A 26,479-nucleotide genomic window follows, 5' to 3' on the forward strand; every position below is an offset into this window, starting at 1 on the left:
CTCTGCGACCTGAAATCCAGGAGCATCCCCCTTTGAAAAAGTCAGTCGCCATCGTTTTCGGTGGGCAATCCTGCGAGCATGAAGTGTCGTTGCAATCGGCGCGCAACGTGATCAACGCGATTGATCGCAATAGCTACAGCATTACCTTGATCGGCATCGATAAGCAGGGCCATTGGCTGCGTTTCGACGAGCGCGATTACCTGCAAAACGCCGACGACCCTGCGCACATCAAACTGAGCGGCTCGGGCCGGCCTCTGTCACTGCTGCCGGGGGCCAAGGGGCCGCAATTTGTTGAGGTGGAAACAGCGCTGGAAGTGCCGCGCATCGACGTGGTCTTCCCGCTGATTCATGGCAGTTCCGGCGAAGACGGCTCATTGCAGGGCCTGTTGCGTCTGCTCGACATCCCATGTGTGGGCCCGGATGTGTTGGGCTCAGCGGTGTGCATGGACAAGGACGTTACCAAACGTCTGCTGCGCGATGCCGGGATTGCCGTGGCACCGTTCGCGGTTCTGCACCGGGGTGAGGCGGTGGATTTCGTCAGCGTTTCTGCGCAACTGGGGTTGCCCCTGTTCGTGAAACCGGCGAGCCAGGGCTCTTCGGTCGGCGTGAGCAAAGTGACCGACGAAGCCAGCTATGCTGCGGCCTTGAAGCTGGCGTTCGATTACGACAACAAGGTGGTGCTGGAACAGGGCATCGTTGGGCGTGAAGTGGAATGCGCGGTGCTGGGCAACCATGAACCGCAGGTCAGCGTTTGTGGCGAAGTGGTCGCCAATGATGAGTTCTACGCCTACGACACCAAGTACCTGAATGATGGGCAGGCACGCATCGCGATCCCTGCCGAGTTGCCCGCTGATCTGGCCGACGAAGTCCGCGAAGTCGCGCTGCAGGCCTATCGCGTACTGGGCTGCGCCGGCTTGTCGCGGGTGGATTTCTTTGTCACCGAGGCGCGGCAAATCATCATCAACGAAGTCAACACCCTCCCGGGTTTCACCTCCATCAGCATGTACCCCAAACTCTGGCAAGCCAGTGGTTTGAGCTATCCGCAACTGATCGACCGCCTGATTGTGCTGGCACTGGAGCGCGCCGAGGAGATCCGCGTGCTGAAAACCGAGGTGGTGCTGTGAAGGTTATTCGCATCGCCGCTGCGTTGCTGATCGGGCCTGACGGAAGAACCTTGCTGGTGCGCAAGCGTGGCACTCAGGCCTTCATGCAGCCGGGCGGCAAGATCGATGCGGGGGAGCCCGCTGCCCGTGCACTGGCTCGCGAACTGCACGAAGAGTTGGGACTGCTGATAGAGCCTGATCAGGCGCAGTTTCTTGGGGAGTTTTGCGCCGTGGCTGCCAACGAGCCGGGATTCGAGGTCAATTGCCAGTTGTACCGACTGGACGTGGATCAGGCGGTTGCGCCTGCGGCGGAGATAGAGGAGGTCGTCTGGGTCGATGCGGGTAGCGTCGATCATCTGCATCTGGCGCCGTTGACCCGGGATTCGATCCTTCCTTTGTATCGTTCGCTGGCGCTGGCGCTGGCGTAATGCCCGACGTCTGTGGGAGCGAGCACGCTCACTCCCACAAAAAGGCGTGAGCTCAACGCACCGCGCTTACTCCATCGAGTGTCGAAAACGACGTGTCCTTGGCCGTCAGCAGAAAGTCACGCATGTAAGGCGCATCCAGCATGTCGGCGCGAATGCCGGCGTAGAGCGTGGCGAACAGTCCCTTTTCGCCCAGTCGCTTGGCTTTCACATAGCCGCGCGAACTGTATTCATGCAATGCCCAGTGCGGCATCCCGCACACGCCGCGGCCACTGGCGACAAGCTGCATCATCATTACTGTCAGCTCAGAGGTGCGCACCTGTACCGGCTCGACATCAGCGGGCTCCAGAAAGCGCGTGAAAATATCCAGACGGTCGCGCTCCACCGGGTAGGTGATCAGCGTCTCGCTGGCCAGGTCTTCGGGTACCACGAACGGCCTGCTCGCCAGCGGGTGTTGATTGGCGACGGCCAGCATCGCTTCATAGGTAAACAGCGGCACATAAGTGATGCCTGGTAGATCCACCGGGTCGGAGGTTACCACCAGATCCAGATCACCACGGGCAAGCGCGGGCAGGGGAGCGAAGGCAAAACCGGACGCCAGATCCAGTTCCACTTCAGGCCAGGCGTCGCGGAATTGGTCGATGGTCGGCATTAACCACTGAAAGCAGCTGTGGCATTCGATGGCCATGTGCAGACGTCCGGCGACACCACCGGCCAGACGTGAAATGTCACGCTCGGCACTGCGCAGCTGCGGCAGCACCGAATCGGCCAGTTGCAGCAGGCGCAGTCCGGCACTGGTGAAACGCACCGGCTTGCTCTTGCGCACGAACAAGGGCATCCCCATGCGCTCTTCCAGCTCCTTGAACTGGTGGGACAGCGCTGACTGAGTCAAATGCAGCCTGTCGGCGGCGTCCACGAGACTGTCAGCCTCGCGCAAGGCATGCAGGGTTTTCAGGTGACGTATTTCAAGCACCGTAGCGCTCCATGAATGAATTTTGTGATCGACGAGAAAACAATGAGTTTGTCTCATGTTACGTCCGGTGTCGACAATAGCGCCATATTTTGAATGGAGCAGTTGTCATGGCCTTGGCCCATAACCTTGGATTTCCGCGCATCGGCGCTGATCGCGAATTGAAAAAAGCCCTTGAGGCGTACTGGAAAGGTGATATCGACCAAGCGGCACTGCAAGCGGTGGGACGTGAACTGCGCGCCACTCACTGGCAGTTGCAGAAAGAGGCCGGTATCGACTTGCTGCCTGTAGGTGATTTCGCTTGGTACGACCAGGTTTTGACTCACTCTTTGATGTTCGGGGTGATTGCGGAGCGCTTTTCCAGCCTGCGCGACGACAAAGGCTTGCCGACCCTCGATACCCTGTTCGGCATGGCGCGCGGTGCAAGTAGCGCATGCTGTGGCGGGAGCCATGGCAAGGCGCAATATGCGCAGGAGTTGACCAAGTGGTTCGACACCAACTACCACTATCTGGTCCCGGAGTTCACCCAGGATCAAGTGTTCAAACTAAGTTGGGAGCAACTGTTCGACGAAGTTGAAGAAGCTCAAGCGCTGGGTCACAAGGTAAAGCCGGTGATCATCGGTCCGCTGACTTACCTGTGGCTGGGCAAGGCCAAGGGCGACAGTTTTGACAAACTGGAACTGCTTGATCGCCTGCTTCCGGTTTATGGCGAAATACTTGGGCGCCTGGCCGGTCAGGGTGTGGAGTGGGTGCAGATCGACGAGCCGGTTCTTTGTCTGGATCTGCCCCAGGACTGGAAAAACGCTTTCGAACGCGCTTATCACAGCCTGCAGTATTCGCCGCTGAAAAAACTCGTCGCGACCTATTTCGGCGGCCTCGAAGACAACCTGGGTCTGGCGGTCTCCCTGCCGGTGGATGGCCTGCATGTAGATCTGGTGCGGGCTCCCGAGCAATTGCCGGCACTGCTGGATCGTCTGCCAACTTACAAGGTGCTATCTCTGGGCGTGGTTAATGGCCGGAATGTGTGGCGGTGTGATCTGGCAGCGGCGCGCGCGTTGCTGATCGATGCGCAACTGCGTTTTGCCGATAACCTTTGGGTCGCGGCGTCGTGCTCGCTGCTGCACAGCCCGGTCAATCTGGAGCGCGAAGACGCGCTCGATGCCGAACTGAAAAGCTGGCTGGCCTTCGCCAGGCAGAAGTGCGCGGAAGTCGCGGTCCTCAGCGCTGCGCTCAATGAACCTCAGGCGCCTCACGTTCAAAGTGCCTTTGCCGAAAGTCGCGCTGTACAGCTGAGTCGCCAACACTCGCCGCGCATTCACAAACCTGCCGTACAGGCGCGTCTGGCGGCGATTACGGCAGCGGACAGCCAGCGCCAGTCGGCTTTCGCCCAGCGCATTGAGGCGCAGCGTGCCCGTCTGAATCTGCCTGCATTTCCGACCACCACGATTGGCTCGTTCCCACAGACAGCGTCGATTCGTCTGGCGCGTCAGTCCTGGAAGCAGGGCAGGTTGTCAGCCAACGACTACAACGATGCGATGCGCAGCGAGATTCGCCATGCGGTAGAGATCCAGGAACGTCTGGGGCTGGATGTGCTGGTGCATGGTGAGGCCGAGCGCAACGACATGGTCGAATACTTCGCCGAGCAGCTGGACGGTTATGTCTTCAGCCGTTTTGGCTGGGTGCAGAGCTATGGTTCGCGCTGCGTGAAACCAGCGGTGATCGTTGGTGATTTAAGCCGTCCGCAGGCGATGACCGTCAACTGGATCGAGTATGCCCAAAGCCTGACCGACAAGGTGATGAAGGGCATGCTGACCGGCCCTGTGACCATGTTGATGTGGTCTTTCCCCCGCGAGGACGTGTCGCGCAAAGTGCAGGCACAGCAGCTGGCGCTGGCGATTCGCGACGAAGTGGTCGACCTGGAAAGCGCCGGAATCAAGATTGTGCAGATCGATGAAGCGGCGTTCCGTGAAGGCTTGCCGCTGCGTCGCGCGCAGTGGAGCGAGTACCTGGACTGGGCGGTCGAGGCTTTCCGGCTTTGCGCTTCGGGGGTGCGTGATGAAACGCAGATTCACACGCACATGTGCTACAGCGAGTTCAATGACGTGATCGAGTCTATCGCGGCGATGGATGCTGACGTGATTACCATTGAAACGTCGCGCTCGGACATGGAATTGCTGGAGGCTTTCAAAGCCTTCGATTACCCGAACGACATTGGCCCCGGCGTGTACGACATTCATTCGCCGCGGGTGCCTGACAAGGCCGAGATGGTCAAATTGCTGAGCAAGGCGGTGCAGCGGATCCCGGCTGATCGACTGTGGGTCAACCCGGATTGCGGCCTGAAAACTCGCGCTTGGCCTGAAACCGAAGCGGCGCTAGTCAACATGGTGGCGGCGGCTCGACAGCTGCGCGCGAACTGGCGTAACGCGTAACCCTATGGAAGCTGACTCCATGGTCAGCTCATCGTTTTCAGCAGGCCTCCAAGGCGCGCTTGCTGGCGGCGGTGTTGCCGTACCTGCGAGAACATCGCCAGGGCTTGCCGCATCGCCCAACACCAGGGGGAAACGGTTTCAGGCAGCAAGCTTCAAGGCTTAAGCCCACCGTGTTCAACGCGCGATTGGCTTGAAATTTGACACTTGCCGCTTGAAGCTGCCGGGATGATACGCCGGCTCATGCGCCTGCCGCGTATCCCCATCGTCTCGGCTTCAACGTATCGTGCAAATTCCCTCTTTTGTACGAGATTGCCATGAGCACTGCGCTGAAAATCGATTTCATCTCTGACGTTTCCTGCCCCTGGTGCATCATCGGCTTGCGCGCGCTGGATCAGGCGCTTGAGCATCTGGGAGACGAGGTGCAGGCGCAGATTCACTTTCAGCCGTTCGAGCTGAATCCAAAAATGGGCCCGGACGGTCAAGAGATCTTCGAGCACATCGCCGAAAAATATGGCTCCACCCGCGAGCAATTTCAGGACAACGCTGAAAATATCCGGCAGCGCGGCGCTGAGTTGGGGTTCGTCTTTACGCCGGGCGATCGGCGTATCTACAACACGTTCGATGCCCATCGATTGCTGCATTGGGCTCAACTGGAAGGCAAGCAGCAGGCGTTGAAAGAAGCGCTGTTCACGGCGTATTTCAGCCAGCATGCCGATGTTTCCAGCCATAAGGTGCTGGCCGATCTCGCTCGCAGAGTCGGGCTTGAGATCGGGCGTGCTGAAAAAGTGCTTGCCTCGGGTGAGTACGCCGCAGAGGTGCGGGAACTGGAGCAGCTGTGGGTGTCCCGTGGCGTCAGTTCGGTACCGACGATGGTCTTCAACGATCAATACGCCGTGTCGGGCGGTCAGCCGGTGGACGTGTTCGTTGGCGCGATTCGTCAGATCATCAGCGAGCAGTCAAACGTCATCAATCCTGTTGATGAGCTACGCTGAGCAACGCTGTTGCGAGCAGGCGCGCTCCCAAAAGGCCTTGATGTCCTGAGTGCGCATGGGCAGGGCTCGCAATCTGACGTAACAGAAGTAACAAATTTCTGGTTGCGCTTTAAAAATAACTTGCTCTAGCAAGCTCTTTTCGGATATCAATTTGTACATGATTAAACAGGTTCGTTTTGACAAGAAACAACGCGTGATCGATGAGCTCACCCGCCGCATAGAGACCGGTTTGATGGGATCGGGAGAATTGCTGCCAGGCGAAAACCTGCTCGCTCAGGAGTTCAATGTCAGTCGTGGCACGTTGCGAGAGGCGTTGTCCGAACTCAAGCGCCGTAACTACATTGCGACGCAGATAGGCGTCGGTTCAATTGTGACCTACGACGGTATTTCCCTGGATCAGCACGCTGGCTGGGCGCAGGCATTGGCTGACACGGGTGCCAGGGTCACTACCGAAATTCTGCAATTGATTGCAGTGCAGCGCCCGGACCTTGCCGTGAGGTTCGGCACCGCTGATTTCATTGCGCTGGATCGCCGCCGCACGGCCGCCGGCGGCAGTGTGGTGTCACTGGAGCGGGTGCTGATTCCTGCGCTAAACGGCCTGGAGAATTTGCCGCGCGACGGCCTGATCGACGACTCACTGACCGTGACCATGGCGGCCCATGGCTATGTCGGTGACCGGGGCGATCAATGGATCGGCGCCGAACCGCTCAATCGCGACGATGCCGAATTGATGTCGCGCGAACCTGGCACTGTTTTTCTCAAGGCGAGTCGTACCACGTTCGATCGCCGCCAACGTTTCATGGAGCACGTGGAAAGTTTGCTGGACCCCGTGCATTTTCGACTGCATCTGGCATTTGGATCGTCTACATGACCGCTTTGATCGACACGCGCGACCGTGCTTTGGCCGCATTTTACGGACTGGCCCTGGGCGACGCGCTGGGCATGCCTACGCAATCGCTCAGTCGCAAGCAGATCAAGCAACGCTTCGGCCAGATCACCACATTGACCGCCGCCGACGCCGACCAGCCTATTGCGCCGAACATGGCCGCCGGGTCGATCACCGATGACACCGAGCAGGCCGTGCTCGTCGCGGAGCTTCTGGTGACCGGGGCAGGGCGCATTCAGCCATCGGACCTGGCGCAGGGTCTGATCGATTGGGAAGCGGTAATGCAGGCCAAAGGCTCGCAAGATCTGCTTGGCCCGTCCACCAAGCGCGCGATTGAAATGATTCTGGCAGGCCATACCCCCGAAGAGGCCGGGCGTTTCGGCACTACCAATGGCGCGGCAATGCGCATCGCGCCAGTGGGTATCGCAGCGGACGTGCTCAATGAACAGCGGTTCATCGAATCCGTGATTCAGGCCTGCCAGGTGACACATAACACGACGCTGGGGATTTCCAGCGCGGCGGCCGTTGCGGCCGTGATTTCAGCCGGGATCAATGGCGTCAGCCTCAGCCAGGCACTGGACATCGGTTCACGCATTGCCCTGCTTGCCGAGTCTCATGGGTACTGGATCGCCGGCGCGCGGATCTCGGCCAGAATCGTCTGGGCAAAGCGCCTCTGCGCAGGTGTCAGCAATGACCAGTTGCCGGACTTGATCTACGACGTCATCGGTACCTCGGTGGCGTCTCAGGAGTCGGTCATCTCTGCATTCGCCCTCGCGCATCAAGTCGCTTGCGGCCAATTGCCGGCTTTCGATGCACTGTGCATGGCGGCCAGCCTTGGCGGCGATACAGACACCATCGCGGCCATTCTCGGCGCGATGCTGGGTGCCTCCCAAGGCATGTCGGCCTGGCCGGTCGAACTCATTGAGCAAATCAGGACCGTGAATGGCCTGGCGCTCTCCCCATTGGTCGAGCAGTTGCTGTCTTTACGTACGATCTGACCGACGTTGGCGCGTCCATGTACCGAATTGAATAAGAGATCTCTGCATCGCCCTTAAAAACTGGCGATCCGGGGTTCGCTGACTCTGCGAAGGGATCAAGCGTCCCCTCCGACACGGACGTCGCTTGCTTTGCATACTGCCCACAACCAGAACAAACGGCATCAGGAGCATTCCCATGACATCATCCAACGCCACCCAAGGCGCAGGACAGCTTGAAACACGCGGCATCGAGCCGGTTCCGGAAAACGAGTGCAACGGCCATCCGCTGCAGCTGTTCTGGGTCTGGTTCGCGGCCAATATCAGCATCCTCGGCCTGCCCCTTGGCGCAACCCTGGTGGCCTTTCGCGGGCTGTCGATCGGGCAAGCCATCATCGTGGCGATCCTCGGCGCGGCGGGCTCCTTCGCCGTGGTCGGGGTGATCTCCATCGCGGGCCGTCGAGGTCGCGCGCCGAGCCTGACACTGTCTCGTGCCATTTTCGGCGTACGCGGCAATATCGGTCCGACCATCGTGTCACTGATGTCTCGCCTGGGGTGGGAAACGGTCAATACCACCACGGCGGCGTTCGTGCTGCTGTCGCTGTGCTCCATTCTGTTTGGCACACCGGTCGAGGCCAAAAGTGCGCCAGCCCTTACGCTGCTATTCATTGGCATTTTTGTGCTGCTGACCCTTACGGTTTCGGGGCTGGGACATGCGACGTTGCTGGTCATCCAGAAATGGGCGACTTACATTTTCGGCGCGCTGAATATTGTGGTGGGCGGTTTCCTGATCGCACACATCGATTGGAACGCTGTGTTCAGTGCCGCCCCGGCACCGGTGAGCGCGATGATCATCGGTGTCGGCACCATGGCGGCCGGTACAGGTATCGGCTGGGCCAACGCCGGCGCCGACATGTCGCGCTATCAGCACCGCAGCGTCAGGGCTGCCGGGCTTGTGGCGTCGGCGGCCTTCGGCGCGGGTATCCCGCTGGTGCTGTTGATCACCCTGGGCGGTCTGCTGTCGGTCGGCAACGATCATCTGGCGTCGGCCACCGACCCGATCATTGCCATTCGCGAGCTGCTGCCTACCTGGATGGCTGTGCCCTATTTGATCACTGCCTTCGGCGGCTTGCTGCTGTCGAACAACCTGTCGGTGTACTCGGCGGGCCTGACCACCTTGACCCTGGGCTTGAAGATCAAGCGTGTGCACGCGGTCATTGTCGACATCGTGGCGATCTTCGCCGGTTCGATCTACTTCATGTTGTTCGCCGACAGTTTCTATGGTCCGTTCATTACGTTCATTTCGATGCTGGCGGTGCCGATCACGGCGTGGGTGGGCATCTTCGTTGTCGATCTGATTCATCGCCACGTGTACAGCGCCAAAGACCTCATGGACGTCTCGCCGCGCAGCGCTTATTGGTACAGCGGCGGTGTGGAGTGGCGTGCGCTGGGTGCCTGGGCGCTGGCCATCGTGCTTGGTTTCAGCTTCACCACGGTCGCCACCACACCGGAAAATGTCTTGTTCAAGGGCTTTCTTTCCGACTCCTGGTTCGGTCATAACGGTCTGGGCTGGATTGTGACGTTCATCGTCGCCGGCGGCCTGTACGCCATCCTCGGCGGCTCCCGCGACCGTCGCGTCGTCACCGAAGAGGCTGCTCATGCCCGCTAGATTGCTCTACACCGGCCAGGTCGTCGTTGATCTGGTCATGGCGCTCGATGCCTTGCCGCGCTCGGGGGGCGATGTCCTCGCCAGTTCGGCAACGTTCGAGACGGGCGGTGGTTTCAATGTGATGGCCGCTGCCTGCCGCAATGGTCTGCAGACGTTCTACCTTGGTCGCCATGGCAAGGGCCGCTTCGGTGATCTGGCGCGCCAGGCCATGCTGGCAGAAGGCATCGCCATCGCAGTGCCGGCATCAGACGAACAGGACACCGGGCTATCGGTCGCGTTGATCGAGCCGTCGGCCGAGCGCTCTTTCATTTCTTACGTTGGCGCAGAAGGGGGATTGTCCGGGCGGGATTTGTTCAGCACTGTCGTGCAGTCGGAGGATTACGTCTTTGTCAGTGGCTACAGCCTGCTGCACAAGCATAAGGTCTGGACGCTACTGGAGTGGCTTCGCGAGTTGCCTGAAGGGGCGAGCGTGGTGTTCGATCCGGGTCCGCTGGTGAACACGCCGGACAGCATCGAGATGCAGGCGGTGCTGCCACTGATCACGCTGTGGACCAGTAACGGCGAGGAGGCATTGCGTTTCACTGGCTGCGAAACCATTCCCGATGCGCTGGCTCAACTGGCGCAGTGGCTGAACGATGATGCGCTGATCGTCGTACGTGACGGGCCGCAGGGCTGCTGGATCAGGCAAGGCGGTGACACGCAGCATGTGCAGGGTTTCCCGGTGACCGCCATCGACACCAACGGCGCGGGCGATGCTCATGCCGGGGTGTTGCTGGCAGGACTGGCTGCGGGATTTTCGGCGCATCAGGCGGCTTTACGGGCCAATGCAGCAGCGGCCATCGCCGTCACCCGTTGGGGGCCTGCGACGGCACCGATGGCCGGTGAGGTTGACGCTTTGCTCAAGGCCAGTATCGATTAACCGGTGGCAGCGAATTCATCCGCGCTTGGCCAGTTCAGTCGACACAGGGCCATGGACTGAAACACCTCATCGAGAATGAATTCGCTCTCACTGAGGTCACATTGATTCGCCGGGCCGGTGGCGCTGAAAAGTCACATACCCAAGCGTCAACCGAGCCCGTATTTCTTCACCTTGTCGAACAGGGTGGTCTTGGCCATGCCCAACTCCTGGCTGGCCTGGCTCAGGTTCCCGCCACTGCGTTGCAAGGCTTCAGTGAGCAGATTCTTTTCGAACGCTTCCACCGCTTCAGAGAATCCCAGGCTCTGTGTGCTGACCATCGTCCCGGATTTGTTGAACGCGGGCAGGCCCAGCGCGTAACGCTCGGCGACGTTGCGCAGTTCGCGCACGTTGCCCGGCCAGTCGTGGCTCATCAGTGATGACAGGGTGTGCGAGTCCAACTGTGGCGGTTCGCGATCAAAACGCAGGGAAGAGAGCTGCAGAAAGTGCTCGAACAGTTGCAGGATGTCTTCGCGACGTTCGCGTAAGGAGGGCAGCTCCAGCGTCACGACGTTGAGGCGGTAGTACAGGTCGCTGCGAAACTGACTGGCCTTGCTCAGTTGGTTTAGGTCGGATTTGGTGGCAGCGATCACCCGGCAATCCACGGCCACGCTCTGGTTCGAACCCAGGCGCTCCAGGGTGCGCTCCTGCAACACCCGCAGCAATTTGATCTGCAGGTTGATCGGCATGCTTTCCACTTCATCAAGGAATAGCGTGCCGTTATGGGCATGCTCGATCTTGCCGATGCGGCGCTTGCCGGCTCCCGTGAAGGCATTGGCTTCATGGCCGAAGATTTCGCTTTCGAACAGGTTCTCCGGCAGCCCGCCGCAGTTCAGCGCGACGAATTGATGGGCGTGGCGACGACTGAAGTCGTGCAGGCAGCGGGCGACCAATTCTTTGCCAGTGCCGGTTTCGCCCTCGATCAGCACGTTGGCCGAGGTGTCGGCAACGTTGGCGATCAAGGCGCGCAGGTTCTGCATGGCCGCCGAGCGACCGATGATCTTGCCTTCCAGCGAATCGCGCTCGGCCAGTTGACGCCGCAGCGACCAGACTTCCCGCGCCAGGCCACGTTGTTCCAGCGCACGTCGGGCAGCATCCACCAGCCGCTCGGGGGAGAAGGGCTTTTCCATGAAGTCGTAAGCGCCGTCGCGCATGGCGCCCACGGCCATCGATACATCACCGTGGCCGGTAATCAGCACCACCGGCAAGGTTCGGTCGCGCTCTTTCAGGCGCTTGAGCAATTCCAGCCCGTCCATGCCCGGCAGCCGAATGTCGCTGATGACGATGCCGGCGAAGTTGTCACCCACCATCGCCAGCGCCTCCTCGGCGCTGCCCACGCCCTGGCTGTGAATATCTTCCAGCGCCAGCGCCTGCTGACAGCCCAGCAAGACATGAGGGTCATCTTCGACGATGAGGACGGTCAGTTCAGTGTTCATGGCATTGCTCATCCAAAGCATTTGAAGTCACGGGGGTCGATCACTGATCTTCCTGTAACGGGTGACCAGTGGGGGCGAGCTTGCTCGCAAAAACCTGGTCTCAGGCGCAATAGACCTGTGTACGGACGAGCGCCCTCGCGAGCAAGCTCGCTTACACAGAATTGGAATCTGCCCGCGAACATCATGGGCCGGTTCCAGCAACTTTGACCAAGGGCAGGATCAACACGAACATCGTGCCGCCCTCGGCCGGGTCTTCTGCGTTGAGGCTGCCACCGGCCGCTGCGGCCAGACTGGCAGACAAGGTCAAGCCCAGCCCCAGGCCCTGTTCGCCGGGTTTGGTGGTGAAAAAGGGTTCGAACAGATGCTTGCGTGCTTCAGCGTCGATGCCGTGACCATTGTCACGCACGCGCAGCCGGTAGCGGCCTTCCACCACATCGCCTTGCAGCCAGAGCACCGGCAGCGGTTGAGCCTGCATGGCGTCCAGAGCGTTGCCGATCAGGTTGACCAGAATCTGCTCCAGGCGCGTCTGATCGATTGCCAGCTCGACCTCATCGAACGCCTGATGAAAGTCCAGCGCGCTGCTCTCGATACGCCCGCCCAGCAATTGCAACGCCGCGTCCACGGCCTTGGTCAGCGAGGCCTGGCCTTTGTCTTCGCCGCGTCGGGCAAAGGCGCGCAGGCTGGCGGTGATGCGCCCCATGCGGTCGACCAGATCATTGATGGTTCGCAGGTTGGCGCTCGCGGTGTCCAGCGCGCCGCGCTCGATGAAGCGCACCGTATTGCCCGAAAGCGTGCGCAATGCCGCCAGAGGCTGGTTGAGTTCATGGGCAATACTGGTCGACATCTGTCCGATGGCCGCCAGCTTTCCGGCCTGAACCAGTTCGTCCTGGGCCTGGCGCAATGTCTCCTCAGCCTGTCGTCGGTCGCGAATCTGTCCCTTGAGGCGCTCGTTGCTGGCACGCAGGTCGGCGGTGCGTTCGGTAATCCGACGCTCAAGTTCGTTGTTGGCTTCTTCCAGCGCCTCGCGAGCAGCCAGACGGGTCGAAATCACTTTGCGTCGCTCGTTCCAGGCGATCAGCAGAAACATCGCCAAAGCACAGGCCACGGCAACCAGCATGCCCTGGTTGGCGGCTTCGCGGCGCAGATCTTCCAACGGCGTCAGCAGGGTCAGGTGCCAGGGTGTGTCGGCCAGGTCGCGGGTCTGGGCGAGGTAGCTGACCACGGTGTGCTCGTGGTCAACGCTGCTGTTAGCGGGAAAGGTCAGCTTCTCGATGCCCTCGCCAATCGACTCACGCTCCAGTGGCACCAGTTCATTGAGTGGCCACCAGTAATATTGCAGGCTGCGTGCCAGACGTTCCTTGATTTGCGGGGTCAGCGGCCGAACCGATTTCAAGCGTCGGGCCGGGTCGCTGGACAGAATGATGATGCCGTTTTCGTCGCTGACGAAGGCCTCCAGACGCGCCCGTTGCCAACGCTCTTCCAGGGCTTCGAGCCGGACCTTGATCACCGCGACGCCAATGATCTTGCCTTTCTCCTCAAGCCCGTGAGCCAGGTAGTAACCCGGTTCGCCGTTGGTGCTGCCGATGCCGTAGAAGCGACCGGGCAGGCCGCGGACCGCATTCTGGTAATACGCGCGGAAGGACAGGTCTTCACCCAGATAACTGTCGGCGTCACGCCAGTTGCTGGTCGCCAGCACGCGACCTGTGGTGTCGAGCACGTAGATCGCGCGACTGCGGCTACGGCGATTAAGGCCTTCGAGGTAGTCGTTGACCTTGCCTCGCAGTTCAGGCGACGGGTCATTGAGCAGCTCGGAGACGTTGGATTCGAGCTCCAGTACGCTGGGCAAGTAGTTGTACTTGTTGATTTCGCTTTCGACGGTACGGGCATGTAGCTCCAGCTGCCGTTCGCCGTTTTCGCCGAGGGCCTTTATGCCGTTGGTTTCGCTGTACAGATAGGTGACGTAGCCCAGCGCGATCATCAGCACAATGACCAGCGGTGGCAGGAACAGATGGCGGATCAGGCGGGGTTTCACGGCAAGTGATGGCGGCGCGCTAAGAGGTGGATCGCATTTCATCACAGTCGTCCTGGACCGACCAGCCGGCTGTGTCATTGATGGTGAACACAGGCGGCCGGCGGGTGTTTAGCCCTGTGGGGCTTTGAATCAATCAGTGCTGAAGGATCTTGTTCAGGAAGTGCTGAGCGCGTTCGGAACGCGCGCTGACATCGCCGAAGAACTCTTCCTTGACGCAGTCCTCGATGATCTGGCCCTTGTCCATGAAGATCACCCGGTCAGCCACTTTCCGGGCAAAGCCCATCTCGTGGGTCACGCACATCATGGTCATGCCTTCGTTGGCCAGTTGCACCATCACATCGAGTACTTCGTTGACCATCTCCGGGTCCAGGGCAGAAGTCGGCTCATCGAACAGCATGACGACCGGGTCCATGGCCAGCGCGCGGGCAATGGCCACACGCTGCTGCTGACCACCGGACAGTTGACCGGGGTGCTTGTGCGCATGGGCCGAAAGCCCGACGCGCTCAAGCAGCTGCAAGCCTTTTTTAGTGGCTTCTTCCTTGCTGCGGCCCAGTACCTTGATCTGCGCGATGGTCAGGTTTTCGGTGATGGTCAGGTGCGGAAACAGCTCGAAATGCTGGAACACCATACCGACGCGTGAGCGCAGTTTCGGCAGGTTGGTTTTCGAGTCGCCGATCGAGGTGCCATCGACCACGATGTCGCCTTTCTGGAACGGTTCCAGCGCATTGACGCATTTGATCAAGGTCGACTTGCCGGAGCCGGACGGCCCGCACACCACGATCACTTCACCTTTCTTGACCTCGGTGCTGCAATCGGTCAGCACCTGGAAGTCCCCATACCACTTGTTGATATTTTTGATGGAAATCATACGGCTAACCTTTTTTGCATGAGCATGACCAGACGCGAGGCTGCGAAGCTGATCGTGAAGTACACCAGACCCGCGACGATCAGGAATTCATTGGAGCGGCCAATGATGTCGCCGCTGGAGCGGGCCGAGTTGAGGAAGTCGACCAGACCCACCGTGTACACCAGCGAGGTGTCCTGGAACAGGATGATGCTCTGCTGCAGCAGCAGCGGGGTCATTTTGCGGAATGCCTGCGGCAGGATGATCAAGCGCATCAGCTGCCCGTAGGTCATGCCCAGCGCTTGCGCAGCACCCATCTGGCCACGTGAGATCGATTGCACACCGGCCCGCACGATTTCGCAGAAGTACGCCGCTTCGAACATCATGAATGCCACGACGCACGACGTGAACGCTCCGATCGGAGTGTCTTGCCCTGTGATCCAGCGCAGTACGAACGGCACTGCCAGGTAGAACCAGGTGATGACCAACAGCAGCGGAATCGAGCGGAAGTAGTTGACGTAGGCGCCGGCGATGCGTGACATCCACTTGCTCGACGACAGGCGCATCAGGGCCAGAAGCGTACCAAGGGTAATGCCGCCTACCACGCCCATGACCATCAGTTGCAAGGTCATGACCATGCCGTTCCACAGGCCCGGAATGGCCGGAATGACTCCAGAGAAGTCCATTATTTACCTCCCACGGAAATCAGGCCCGGCACTGCGACTTTCTTCTCGATCAGGCGCATGAGCAGCATCAGGCTCATGTTCAGCGTGAAGTAGATCAGGGTCGCCAGGGTGAACGCTTCAAACAGGTTCGCGGAAAACTCGGCGGTCTGTTTGGTCTGCGCCAGCAACTCCATCAGGCCAATCAACGACGCCACCGACGAGTTCTTGAACACGTTAAGGAATTCGGAGGTGAGCGGCGGGATGATGATCCGGTAAGCCTGCGGCAGTAGCACGTTCCAGTAGATCTGCGGCAGTTTGAAACCCATGGCGCGCGCGGCGGATTCCTGGCCGCGAGGCAACGCCTCGATACCGGTTCGCACCTGCTCGCAAACGCGTGCAGCAGTGAACAGACCCAGGCACACGACCACGCTCAGAAAGGCCGAGGTGGTCGGGTTAAGGTCCTGCTTGTACCACTGCTGCAGATTGTCGGGCAGCAGGTCCGGTACCAGGAAGTACCAGATGAACAGCTGCACCAGCAATGGCACATTACGGAAGATTTCCACGTAAACCGTGGCGATCGTAGACACGATGCGGTTGGGCACCGTACGCATGACCCCGAGCACCGAGCCTAGGGTTAACGCGATGATCCAGGCGACGATGGAGATGCCGATGGTCCAGCCCAGACCGGAAATGTACCAGTCCAGATAGGTCTCGCTGCCAACGCCAGTGGACTTGAAGAACACGCTCCAGTCCCAGTTGTAATTCATCAGGGTCTCCCCTCGAGATCGATCAATGTACAGACACCCGCTTGGGGAAGATCCTTTTCCGCCTGACGTCGAAAACCTCAGGCACACACGATCAGCTTGAAAACCGCAGGTCGAGTGTTCCAAACAAACCAGCAGGTAGTAACAGACGCCTGAGGGAGAGGGCTCCCTCAGGACGTAAGGTTAATCAGGAATCAGATTTTTACGTCCGCAGCCGGCTTGTCGCTCGGATTGGCGATCAACTCTTTAACCTTTTCGCTCATCGGGAAGTTGAGGTTCAGGCTTTTAGGTGGAATCGGGCTTTCAAACCACTTGCTGTAGATCTTGTTGATCTCGCCGGATTTGTACAGACCGACAATGGCGTCATCCACGGCTTTCTTGAAAGCCGGGTCCTCTTTGCGAACCATGCACGCGTAGGCTTCGAAGGACTGTGGAGTGCCGGTGATCACCCAGTCGTCGGGCTTCTTGGCCTTGGCTTCTTCACCCGCCAGCAGGGCGTCGTCCATCATGAAGGCGACAGCACGACCGCTCTCAAGCATCTGGAAGGATTCGCCGTGGTCCTTGGCGGAGATAACGTTCATGCCCATCTGCTTGTCGGCATTCATCGCCTTGATAATGCGCTCGGAAGTCGTGCCGGCGGTGGTCACGACGTTCTTGCCTTTCAGGTCAGCGAAATCGTTGTAAGTCGGCTTGCCATCTTTGTCTTTCTTGACCAGCAGACGTGTGCCGATTTCAAAGATATTGACCGTGAAATCGACCTGCTGGGCACGTTCGGCATTATTCGTGGTGGAACCACACTCGATGTCTGCGGTGCCGTTCTGAATCAGCGGGATGCGGGTTTGCGAGGTCACCAGGTTGTACTTGACGTTCAAGTCAGGCTTGTTCAGGTCTTTCTTGATCGCGTCGACGATAGCCAGCTGGATATCGTGGGAGTAGCCGACCGGGACGCCGGAAGCGTCGGCGATGTAGGAGAACGGAATCGAAGAGTCGCGGTGACCGAGGGTGATGTCGCCCGAATCGTTGATTTTCTTCAGGGTGCCAGTCAGCTCGGCGGCGGACACTGGGGTGCTGATCAAAGCGGCAGCAGCAATGGCTGCGCCCAGAATGTGGGGAACGATACGCATCTATTAATCCTCGACTTTGTTTTTTTTATGGGGCCGGTCGGCCCTTTCGTTTCAGAACGCTACAACGGCGGCCCAATAAGGTGACTCGCTACATCGAAGCAATCGTGATGAGTGTGGAGCATGAGTCATGCCAGATAGGAGGCTATAGATAACCTTCTGTTTCTACAGGTTTTTTTTAAAAAACTTGGGACTTTGAGCGATTTATTGTCCGGGATACCGACTGCGAGAGAGCGGGATGTTCGGAACTCCGAACGCGCAGCGTGAAGGGCTTGATGGTTGATTTATATACCGCACCGGCGTCCGGCCGTTTGTGGAACCTCCCCGAATATTTAGATTCGGTGAACAGAATGACGACCTCCATTATTCCGAAGGACTCCATCGATGCACTTATCGCCAGGCAGGTGCCTGCCTGGATGCGAAATACTTCTGTCGACAAGTTGCGAGCGCTGCATTGCGCATTGCAGCAACAGGAAACCAATGCGCAGCACCTGCATCAGCTGACCGAGCTCATCCCGACGCTGGAGGCCTTCGCCACCCCGCTGCTGGAAAAGGCCATGCAGGACCGGTTTGCCGTGGAAGTCGACGCCCGCCGCAGCGTTGTTCAGTCTGTGCGCAGGCTTGCACAACCAGCAGTAGTGGCAAGCCTTTCCCCACCCTATCGGACCCTTACCACCGAGCAAAACCTGCTCACGGCGGCGCTGCTCAACTTCACCGTAGATGAGACGAAACAAAATGCGTTTGTCCGTTCAACGCTACGCACGGCGTCCAATCAGACGCTGGAGGTCGGGTTCGAGCAGTTTGCTCAGCTGTGTCGTGAGCTTGACCTGGGGGGGCAGTATCAGCGTGCCCTTGGCTCGCAGCTGTGGCCGCAACATGCCGACGGCACTCCCGATGATGCCGCGCGCGCGACGGTGCAAGCATTGTTCGAAGAAGCGCCGCGTGCGCAGTTGGATGTGACGATTCGGCTGGCAGCATTGAAGGGGCAGATAAGCCAGCGTACTTATCGGCGCCTGTTGCCGGTCGCGGCCCGCGATCCGATTGTGCCAAGCGACCCGGCGGTTCTGAGGCCCCGCCAGGTCATGCTGCTGGGCAAGACGATTTTTGGTGTCATCGCCTTTGAGGTTCGAGCAAGTCCGGTCGACGCCTCTATTGAAAGCCTGATCGTCTGGATTCCCGACGACCCGATAGGCGCCCTGCAACTGCACGGTTCCTGGTCAGCGTTTTACCTGGCACTGGGCTTGCGACTGTGTAAGGCGCAGTACCGCGAATTCTTCATGCGCTTCATAGGCGAGCGCGATCGTGCTGCCTTCGCAATGACGTTGAACCAACTGGTCGCCATGACCCCTCCATCGACCGCATTGCAACTGGATGGCCGTCATCGCGCCATCGAACAGCCTTTGTTCCAATACCTGGGTAAACAGCGCATCGACACGATCTTCGAGGATGCCAGGATGCTGGCTGTACCGACCGACGATGAAAACCGCCAGACGCAAGTCGAACGGCAGCAGGCGTACCTGGATGCCGGTCTGAGCCTGCTCAATCTTGCGGGGTTTGTTGTTCCCGGGCTGGGCTTGGCCATGCTTGGCGTGGCGGCTGCGCAGATTGCAGAGGAGGTGTATGAAGGCTATCAGGACTGGCAATTGGGTGACCGTCAGGCAGCGCTGAGCCATCTGTTTAGCGTCGCCGAAAACATTGTTGCAACCGCTGCCTTCTCTGCGGGCGGTGCTGTGGTCGGTCGCGTACTGGAGCGTTCGCGATTCGTCGATGGTCTGTATCCGATATGCACGGAGGCTGGGCGGTTCAAGCTCTGTGCCGATGACCTTGGTGCCTATGAGGTGCAAGACACAGGGCTGGCAGTGGGACAACAGGGCAGGGTCGAGGAGCGCACTCACTTGCGCTTGCACGATGCCACGTATCAGATCAGAACGGACGGGCTCAAAGGCACGACACGGATCGTCCACCCGCAACGTGGCGGCGCCCATGAACCGCTGCTCGAACATAACGGCGCCGGTGGCTGGCGTCATGCAATGGAACAGCCGCATTACTGGAGCGGCGAGGGGCATACGCTTCGGCGGCTGGGGCGACGCTTTTGCGCATTGTCCGATGAGGGCGCCCGCGCAGTGCTACAAAGCACCGGCTTCACCGTAGCGCGCCTGCGCCGTCTGCATGTCGAGAATGCGCCACCGCCTGCACGATTGCTGGATGCTGCGCAACGTTACGAACTGCATGAGCAATTCCCTGCATTGCGCGATGAAGCCTTCGAGGAAGTTTTCGCGTCACGCCAGGTCGTCCCTGACGAGGCGCAACGGCTATTGAGGCGCGATTTCACGAGCCTGACGGCACGCGGCGCGCAGGAAATCGTCGAGCGGGCCAGTGGTGAGCAGGTTGAGCAGATGTTGGCAAACCAGCGCGTGCCGCTGGCATTGGCTGAGCAGGCACGATGGTTGTCACGCGACAGCCGGCTGGATCGGGCTTGTGCCGGCCTGCGGCAGGCGTCCGCGGTTACTGCTGATACCGAAAAGCTTGCGTTGGGCCTTATTGAAAACCTGGCGCCTTGGCCGGCGACGGTGCGGGTGGAACTGCGCGATGGTTCGCCCGGTGGCGCATTGAAAGCGCAGACGGGATCCTTGGAGGCTTCGCAGGTTTTGTACATTTATAAACGTGCGCGTGGTTATCGCACGATGCTTGCACCGGGGCATGCGCAACCCGTTTCGTCAGGCGCCGACAGCCTGATGTCCTCATTGCTTCTGTGTCTGGACGACAGGCAAAAACGCTTGCTGGGCAGCGCTGAGCTGGACGAAGCCGGACTTATCGATGTGCTGGCGCACAAAGCTGGCAGTCAACGCGAGTTGGCGTCGCGCTTGATCGGCCAGACGCCGGTGGGCATAGGGGTGCGGCCGCCGGTTCGGTGGGGTGACGGACGTCTTGGCTATCCGCTCAGCGGCCGTGCCGAGAGCAGTCGACAGGCGATCAGACGAAGCATCCGGGAGGTGTTCCCGGCCATGAGCGATATTGGCCTGGAGAATTACCTGCTCGAAGTTTCGGCGCGCCACGTGGATTTATGGGCGCATGCTCATCAGCTTCATGAGCAGCTGGACGGGCTGCGCGAGGTCTTGCAGCAGTGGCGGGAACAGCATACCGGCGTGTTTGATCGAATGAGGCGGCAGAGGGTTGCCCATGCCCTGCGCCGTTGCTGGCGCCGCGAAATACCAGAACACTTGAACGGCGGATTCGCGCTGAGCATCAATGGCGAGCGGGTGGGCGACCTTCCCGTGCTCCCGGCAGGTATGGAGTTTCCCCATGTCACCCACTTGAGGCTTCGTAATATGTCGCTGACAGAACTTCACCCCGACTTTCTCCAGCGCTTCAGGAACCTGGTCGAACTGGACCTTCGCGATAATCGGCTTAGATCAATTCCCTCAGGCATCGAGCATCTTGCACAACTCCAGCAGCTGCGTCTGACCAACAATCAGATCGCCATGGATGCTGAGAGCAACCGTCGACTGGCAGCCTTGACGCGTCTGCGGCGCCTTGACCTCAGCCACAATCCTTTGGGGCAGGCGCCAGAACTGCAAAGCCTGATGTGCTTGCGTGAAGTCTCGTTGCGGTTCACAGGCTTGACCCAGTTACCCGTGGGGGCGCAGAACCTGCCTTGGGGAGGGATGACCGATTTGCGCAACAATCGACTGCGTCATCTGCGTCAGGACGTACACAGTTTGCGAATCCGTCTTCAGGGGATGGTGGTGCATGACAATCCGCTGACTGAAACGGACACTGCAAGCAGGGAGCAGGCGTCGGAAGCTACCGCTTCCGGCAGCGTGGCCTTATTCCGCCATCGATCAGTCGATGAAGTCACCCGCGAACAGTGGCTGGTCGACTCTGTGGGCGAGGTGCGTACGGCACGTCAGGCTTACTGGTCGATGTTGCGGGATGTGGCTAATTCGGACGACTTCTTTCGTTTCCTTGCCGACTTCGCCGATACCTCGGATTTCCATGCTCACCCTGTGTATTACCGGGCTCGCATCTGGAGGATCATGGAGGCCTGCGCTCAGAACGAAGAGCTGTGCAGCCTGTTGTTTACCCAGGTTTCCGGCCCGCGGACCTGCCAGGACCGCCTCCTGCTGACGCTCAGCCACCTCGAAACCCGCCTCTATGTAAACACCGTGACAGCCGGGCTGCCGATCGCCGAGCAAGAGGAATATTTGATGCGCGTCGGTCGCTCGTTGTTTCGCCTTGATGAAGTGGATCGCGCCGCATCCCGGCACTTAGAGCTGATGCGTCGCCAGAACAGGCTCAACATCGATGACATCGAGGTCTACCTGACTTACAGGGTCCGCTTGGCAGGACCACTCGGGCTGCCCGCACAACCCAACAGCTTGCACTATGAAATGTTCAGCGGGGTCTCGGCAGATGACATCAACAATGCCCGGCTAGCCGTGTTCCGGGCCGAGACCCGGGAAAGCGTCTGCGCGTCGCTGGCTGAACGGGACTTCTGGCAGGAGTACCTTCATAACCGCTATCTGGAACGCTTCGAAGCCATGGCGGAGCCTTTCCACACCCGCCTTGCACTGGCCGAGGAAGCATCACCGCAATCCGGAGAACAGGCCTATGTGGAGCAGAGCAACAGGCTGATGCAGGAAATGAACGCTGCAGAGCGGGCGCTGTTTCTGACACTGACTCAAGAGGCTTACGCACGCTCGCAGATTTGACAAAGGCGACGTTTGAGGCCGCCCGAAAGAACCGCTGATCTGCGGATATTGGGCGGTTTATTGTGTCAGGCGGCTTGCACGCGCGAGCGCCGCAATTGGGCTTGCTGCAGGTATTCCTTGAGCGCCTGTTGTTCGAATCCGGCCAGCGACAGGCCCAATTTGGTCCGCCGCCAAAGGATATCTTCGACCGTGTTTGCCCATTCCTCGTCGCACAGGTAATCCACTTCACCGCTGTACAGTCCGCCGCCCAGATGTTCACCCAGGTCCGTCAGACCTTGCGCGCCCTCGACGATGCGCCAGCTACGAGAACCGTACGTGATCGCCCAGCGCTTGGCCGTCTCGGCCGGTAGCCAAGGGCAACGCTGTTGCAACTCGACAGCCAGTGCCGCAGGTGTGGTCATGTTCTCACCGCCTGGAAGGCTGGCCTTGACGGTCCAGCCCGGTTTCATTTGCGTGAAAAACGGCGCCAGTTGCTGCATGGCCGATTCCGCGAGCTTGCGGTAGGTGGTCAGCTTGCCGCCGAACACCGAAAGGATCGGCGCCTCACCTGCGTCGCCCGACAGCGACAGGGTGTAGTCGCGGGTGATCGCTGACGGGTTATCCGACTCGTCATTGCACAGCGGACGCACGCCTGAGTAAGTGCGAAGGATGTCGGCCCGGCTGAGTTGCTTGTTGAAGTGCTCATTAACGATCTTCAGCAGGTAATCGGTTTCGCCTTCGGTAATCGCCACCTTCGACGGATCGCCCGTGTATTCGCGGTCGGTGGTGCCGATGATAGTGAAGCGTTCCAGATACGGAATAGCGAACACGATGCGCTGATCTTCGTTTTGCAGAATGAACGCGTTCTCGCCCTCATAGAGTTTTGGCACGATCAGATGGCTGCCTTGAATCAGGCGAATCCCGTATTGTGACTCCAGCTTCAGATCTTCGCGAATGAATTTGGCTACCCATGGACCAGCCGCGTTCACCAGCGCCTTGGCGCGAATCGAGAACAGGCTGCCGTCTGCACGTTCCATGTCCAGGTGCCATTGCCCGGCATTTCGACTCGCGCTCACACAGCGCGTCCCGGTATGGATGTGGGCACCATTCTCACGTGCCGCCATCGCGTTTAGCACCACCAGACGCGCATCATCGACCCAGCAGTCGGAATATTCGAACCCGCGGGTAATGTTCGGCTTCAGAGGGCTGTTGCGGTCGAAGCGCAGGCTTTTCGAGGCCGGGAGTTTTTCGCGTTTACCCAGGTGGTCATACAGAAACAGGCCGGCGCGGATCATCCACGCCGGACGCAGGTGCGGACGATGCGGCAACACGAAGCGCATGGGTTTGACGATATGCGGTGCCTTTTCCAGCAACACTTCACGCTCGGCGAGCGCTTCGCGCACCAGACGAAACTCGTAATGCTCCAGATAACGCAGGCCGCCGTGAATCAGCTTGCTGCTGGCTGAAGAGGTGTGGCTGGCCAGGTCGTCCTTTTCGCAAAGGAACACCGAAAGGCCGCGCCCCGAGGCATCCGCTGCGATACCGACGCCATTGATGCCACCGCCGATCACGGCAATGTCGTAAACCTCGGAGAGGGCGGGGGTTGGCAAGGCGCAATGGGCCATCGGGAACTCCTGTCTGGTATCTGAACACACCCGGAGTGCTGCAAATACTAAAGGCGAATTCGAACATTTATGTTCATTTCCGAAAATAGTAACGCAATAACGCATTCCTCACCACTCGGTATTGATTGAAAATACTGATTGGGAAGCGGTCAACGAACAAAAACGAACATCAAGAGGGGCGGGCGATGCTGGATCGCAGCGCAGATGAATGGCTCACGATTCAGCTCGGGCGCAGGACGCCTGTGAAGGCGAATATAGTCGCGCCTACCGTTTGGAGCGTCTGAGACGCCAGCGCCTAAACCACTTCCAGGCGAATCTTGTTTTGCGTCAGCAGTTGCGCCAATGCGGGGACGGGCGGCTGATCGGTGACCAGGCAGTCAATCAGGGTGATCGGACCCAGGCGCACCATGGCGTTGCGACCGAACTTGCTGGAGTCTGCGGCCAGAATGACCTGACGTGCATTGGCGATGATCGCTTGGGATACGCGCACTTCCTGGTAATCGAAATCCAACAGGCTACCGTCCTCGTCGATGCCGCTGATCCCCACCAGCGCGAAGTCGACCTTGAACTGGGTGATGAAATCCACGCTCGCCTGACCCACAACGCCGCCGTCGCGGCGTACGTTGCCACCGGCCAGCAGGACTTCGAAGTCATCCTTGCCGCTGAGGATCGAGGCCACGTGCAGGTTATTGGTGATAATTTTCAGGTGATTGTGATTGAGCAGGGCGCGGGCGATGGATTCGGTGGTGGTGCCGATATTAATGAACAGCGAGGCGTGATCCGGTATCTGGGCGGCAATCGCTTCGGCAATGCGTTGTTTCTCATCGCGCATCTGATCGGCACGCATGGCGTACGCGGTGTTCTCGATGCTGGAATCGTAGGCGGCACCCCCATGGTAGCGGCGCAGCAGGTTCATTTCCGCCAGTTGATTGATATCGCGCCGAATGGTTTGCGGGGTGACGACGAACGATTGGGCCATTTCCTCGATGCTGACATAGCCGCGATCACGGACCAGCTCGAGGATCTGCTGTTGACGGGGTGGCAGATTCATTTTTCTTCCTTCGGGCAATGGCACCCATGATGCCGCAGGCAGCCATTACCTGTCAGCCGGAAAAAGAATCTCCTGTCTGATACGTAGTCCAGCAAACAGCACGGCTTTCCAGCGGTGGTGGTGTGTCAGTCAGCTATTCATCAACTGACGCACCGCTGCCGTTGGCACGCCGGACTGTGTTATGCCGACAAACCTTCCTCCACGTTTTCGTGCGGCTCCCAGTCCCGCGTACGCTCAACTGCCTTGCGCCAGCCGGCGTACAGCTTTTCTTTCTCGACCTCATCGCACTGTGGTTCGAATTTGCGCTCGATCACGGCTTTGTCCTTGAGCTCATCCAGCCCGCTCCAGAAACCTATCGCCAGGCCCGCCAGATAGGCCGCGCCCAGCGCTGTAGTCTCGCGCATTTTCGGGCGCTCGACCTGGGTGCCCAAAATGTCTGCCTGGAACTGCATCAGGAAATTATTTGCCACCGCGCCGCCGTCCACGCGCAACGCCTTGAGGGGTTCGGCTGCGTCCTGTTGCATTGCGTCGAGTACGTCACGGGTCTGGTAGGCGATCGACTCCAGTGCGGCGCGGATGATGTGATCGACTTTCACGCCACGGGTCAGACCGAACAGCGCGCCGCGCGCGTACGGGTCCCAATAGGGCGCGCCAAGACCAGTGAACGCCGGGACCAGATACACCCCGTTGCTGTTCTTGACCTTGGTGGCAAAGTATTCGGTGTCCATGGAGTCATTGACGATTTTCAGCTCATCACGCAGCCACTGCACGGTCGATCCTCCGTTGAACACTGCGCCTTCCAGCGCATACGCCACTTCGCCCCGAGGGCCGCAGCCAATAGTGGTCAGCAAGCCATGACTGGACTTCACTGCGTTCTTGCCGGTGTTCATCAGCAGGAAACAGCCAGTGCCGTAGGTGTTCTTGGCCTGGCCAGGTTCCACGCACATCTGCCCGAACAGCGCCGATTGCTGATCGCCCGCAATACCGGCGATGGCGATGCCGCTCTTGCTGTGGCCGTAGACCTCGGAGGATGACTTCACTTGCGGCAGCATTTCCCGCGGTACATCCAGCACATCGAGCATCCGCTGGTCCCATTTGAGGGTGTGGATGTTGAACATCATGGTGCGCGACGCATTGGTGTAATCGGTGACGTGAACCTTGCCGCCGGTAAATTTCCAGATCAGCCAGCTATCTACGGTGCCAAAAAGCAGTTCGCCACGCCGGGCTCGGTCGCGGCTGCCTTCGACGTGATCGAGAATCCACTTCAGCTTGCTGCCGGAAAAGTAAGGGTCGATCACCAGACCGGTGGTTTCCTTGATGTAGTCCTCAAGCCCGTCGCGTTTGAGTTGCTGACAGATCTCGGTACTGCGACGGCATTGCCAGACCACAGCGTTGTAGATCGGCCGACCGCTGTCTTTTTCCCAGACCACCGTTGTCTCGCGCTGGTTGGTAATGCCGATCGCGGCGATCTGGTTGTGATGCAGGTTGGCCTGGGCCAGAACCTTGGTCATGCAGGCGGTCTGCGTGGCGAAGATTTCCATCGGGTCATGTTCGACCCACCCGGGCTGAGGGTAATGCTGAACGAACTCGCTCTGGGCAGTACTCACCACATTGGCATCGCGGTCGAAAATGATCGCGCGGGAACTGGTCGTACCCTGGTCAAGAGCGATGATGTAGTTCTTGTTGTCGTTGTCGGTCATGTCGATTGCCTGGTGAGGAGCGGGTAGCCGGAACTGCCGTCAGTCTACGTGCGAAAGGGCGTCGGGCGCGTGGAGGATAGTTGCTTAAGGGCCTGATATTCGTATTCGAAAAAATATAGACGTAAACGAACATTGTCAAAGGCCCAA

Annotated in this window: 19 protein-coding genes and 1 pseudogene; 10 read left to right on the top strand and 10 right to left on the bottom strand. The window is 59.4% G+C overall.

Going from position 1 to position 26,479, the window contains the following annotated elements; all coding sequences use genetic code 11:
• Positions 1 to 32 precede the first annotated feature (32 nt).
• Together ddlA and EC915_RS06940 are read left to right on the top strand one after the other, a co-directional pair.
• Complete coding sequence (ddlA, locus tag EC915_RS06935; RefSeq protein ID WP_133749791.1) at positions 33 to 1,124, top strand: D-alanine--D-alanine ligase; 1,092 nt, start codon at positions 33 to 35, stop codon at positions 1,122 to 1,124.
• Entirely contained in the window at positions 1,121 to 1,531 is a 411-nt protein-coding gene (locus tag EC915_RS06940) for an NUDIX domain-containing protein (RefSeq protein ID WP_133749792.1), read from the top strand. Before ddlA ends, EC915_RS06940 begins: the two co-directional genes overlap by 4 nt.
• Positions 1,532 to 1,583: 52 nt before the next feature.
• On the opposite strand, the gene metR is transcribed toward EC915_RS06940, so the two are convergent.
• Positions 1,584 to 2,501, bottom strand: a complete 918-nt coding sequence (gene metR / locus EC915_RS06945) for a transcriptional regulator MetR (protein WP_133749793.1) — start codon at positions 2,499 to 2,501, stop codon at positions 1,584 to 1,586.
• A gap of 107 nt (positions 2,502 to 2,608) precedes the next feature.
• Between metR and metE the strand changes: the two genes are divergently transcribed.
• The 7 genes and pseudogenes from metE (at position 2,609) to EC915_RS06975 (ending at position 10,367) form a co-directional block, all read left to right on the top strand.
• A complete protein-coding gene (gene metE / locus EC915_RS06950; RefSeq protein WP_133749794.1) occupies positions 2,609 to 4,927 on the top strand; it encodes a 5-methyltetrahydropteroyltriglutamate--homocysteine S-methyltransferase in 2,319 nt (772 codons plus the stop codon).
• Positions 4,928 to 4,935: 8 nt separating this feature from the next.
• Positions 4,936 to 5,121, top strand: a pseudogene (locus EC915_RS25155) (hypothetical protein); the annotation flags it as partial.
• Between the two features lie 120 nt (positions 5,122 to 5,241).
• Positions 5,242 to 5,919 (top strand): DsbA family oxidoreductase, encoded by a 678-nt coding sequence (locus tag EC915_RS06955; RefSeq protein WP_133749795.1) that lies wholly within the window; start codon positions 5,242 to 5,244, stop codon positions 5,917 to 5,919.
• Positions 5,920 to 6,076: 157 nt separating this feature from the next.
• Positions 6,077 to 6,790 carry a GntR family transcriptional regulator gene (locus EC915_RS06960; protein ID WP_166650937.1) on the top strand — a complete coding sequence of 238 codons (714 nt, stop codon included), beginning with the start codon at positions 6,077 to 6,079 and terminating at the stop codon, positions 6,788 to 6,790.
• Positions 6,787 to 7,803 (top strand): ADP-ribosylglycohydrolase family protein, encoded by a 1,017-nt coding sequence (locus EC915_RS06965; RefSeq protein WP_133749797.1) that lies wholly within the window; start codon positions 6,787 to 6,789, stop codon positions 7,801 to 7,803. The genes EC915_RS06960 and EC915_RS06965 overlap by 4 nt, the downstream gene beginning before the upstream one ends.
• A gap of 175 nt (positions 7,804 to 7,978) precedes the next feature.
• Positions 7,979 to 9,448, top strand: a complete 1,470-nt coding sequence (locus EC915_RS06970) for a cytosine permease (RefSeq protein ID WP_133749798.1) — start codon at positions 7,979 to 7,981, stop codon at positions 9,446 to 9,448.
• Complete coding sequence (locus EC915_RS06975) at positions 9,438 to 10,367, top strand: PfkB family carbohydrate kinase (RefSeq protein ID WP_133749799.1); 930 nt, start codon at positions 9,438 to 9,440, stop codon at positions 10,365 to 10,367. The genes EC915_RS06970 and EC915_RS06975 overlap by 11 nt, the downstream gene beginning before the upstream one ends.
• Positions 10,368 to 10,513: 146 nt before the next feature.
• Here EC915_RS06975 and EC915_RS06980 read toward each other — a convergent pair whose 3' ends face one another.
• The 6 genes from EC915_RS06980 to EC915_RS07005 all read right to left on the bottom strand — a co-directional run bounded on the left by EC915_RS06980 (position 10,514) and on the right by EC915_RS07005 (position 17,268).
• A complete protein-coding gene (locus tag EC915_RS06980; RefSeq protein ID WP_133749800.1) occupies positions 10,514 to 11,839 on the bottom strand; it encodes a sigma-54 dependent transcriptional regulator in 1,326 nt (441 codons plus the stop codon).
• A 181-nt stretch (positions 11,840 to 12,020) separates the two neighbouring features.
• A complete protein-coding gene (locus tag EC915_RS06985) occupies positions 12,021 to 13,913 on the bottom strand; it encodes an ATP-binding protein (protein WP_133749801.1) in 1,893 nt (630 codons plus the stop codon).
• Positions 13,914 to 14,004: 91 nt separating this feature from the next.
• Positions 14,005 to 14,739 (bottom strand): amino acid ABC transporter ATP-binding protein, encoded by a 735-nt coding sequence (locus EC915_RS06990; RefSeq protein ID WP_133749802.1) that lies wholly within the window; start codon positions 14,737 to 14,739, stop codon positions 14,005 to 14,007.
• The gene (locus EC915_RS06995; RefSeq protein WP_177413360.1) at positions 14,736 to 15,404 is read right to left on the bottom strand and encodes an amino acid ABC transporter permease; all 669 of its coding nucleotides are present in this window, start codon (positions 15,402 to 15,404) and stop codon (positions 14,736 to 14,738) included. Before EC915_RS06995 ends, EC915_RS06990 begins: the two co-directional genes overlap by 4 nt.
• Entirely contained in the window at positions 15,401 to 16,147 is a 747-nt protein-coding gene (locus EC915_RS07000; protein ID WP_133749804.1) for an amino acid ABC transporter permease, read from the bottom strand. Before EC915_RS07000 ends, EC915_RS06995 begins: the two co-directional genes overlap by 4 nt.
• 191 nt (positions 16,148 to 16,338) lie before the next feature.
• Complete coding sequence (locus tag EC915_RS07005) at positions 16,339 to 17,268, bottom strand: glutamate/aspartate ABC transporter substrate-binding protein (RefSeq protein WP_133749805.1); 930 nt, start codon at positions 17,266 to 17,268, stop codon at positions 16,339 to 16,341.
• Between the two features lie 347 nt (positions 17,269 to 17,615).
• Here EC915_RS07005 and EC915_RS07010 point away from each other — a divergent pair, with 347 nt between their 5' ends.
• A complete protein-coding gene (locus EC915_RS07010; RefSeq protein ID WP_166650938.1) occupies positions 17,616 to 21,977 on the top strand; it encodes an NEL-type E3 ubiquitin ligase domain-containing protein in 4,362 nt (1,453 codons plus the stop codon).
• Positions 21,978 to 22,042: 65 nt separating this feature from the next.
• Here EC915_RS07010 and glpD read toward each other — a convergent pair whose 3' ends face one another.
• From glpD to glpK, 3 genes are all read right to left on the bottom strand, one after another.
• Positions 22,043 to 23,581: a glycerol-3-phosphate dehydrogenase gene (glpD, locus tag EC915_RS07015; protein ID WP_133749807.1), complete on the bottom strand. Its 1,539-nt coding sequence runs from the start codon at positions 23,579 to 23,581 to the stop codon at positions 22,043 to 22,045.
• 295 nt (positions 23,582 to 23,876) lie between these two features.
• Complete coding sequence (locus EC915_RS07020) at positions 23,877 to 24,632, bottom strand: DeoR/GlpR family transcriptional regulator (RefSeq protein WP_133749808.1); 756 nt, start codon at positions 24,630 to 24,632, stop codon at positions 23,877 to 23,879.
• Between the two features lie 179 nt (positions 24,633 to 24,811).
• Positions 24,812 to 26,332, bottom strand: coding sequence for a glycerol kinase GlpK (glpK, locus tag EC915_RS07025; protein WP_133749809.1), 1,521 nt, complete (start codon positions 26,330 to 26,332; stop codon positions 24,812 to 24,814).
• Positions 26,333 to 26,479 lie beyond the last annotated feature (147 nt).

The organism is Pseudomonas sp. LP_7_YM (assembly GCF_004364435.1).
GTDB lineage: Bacteria > Pseudomonadota > Gammaproteobacteria > Pseudomonadales > Pseudomonadaceae > Aquipseudomonas.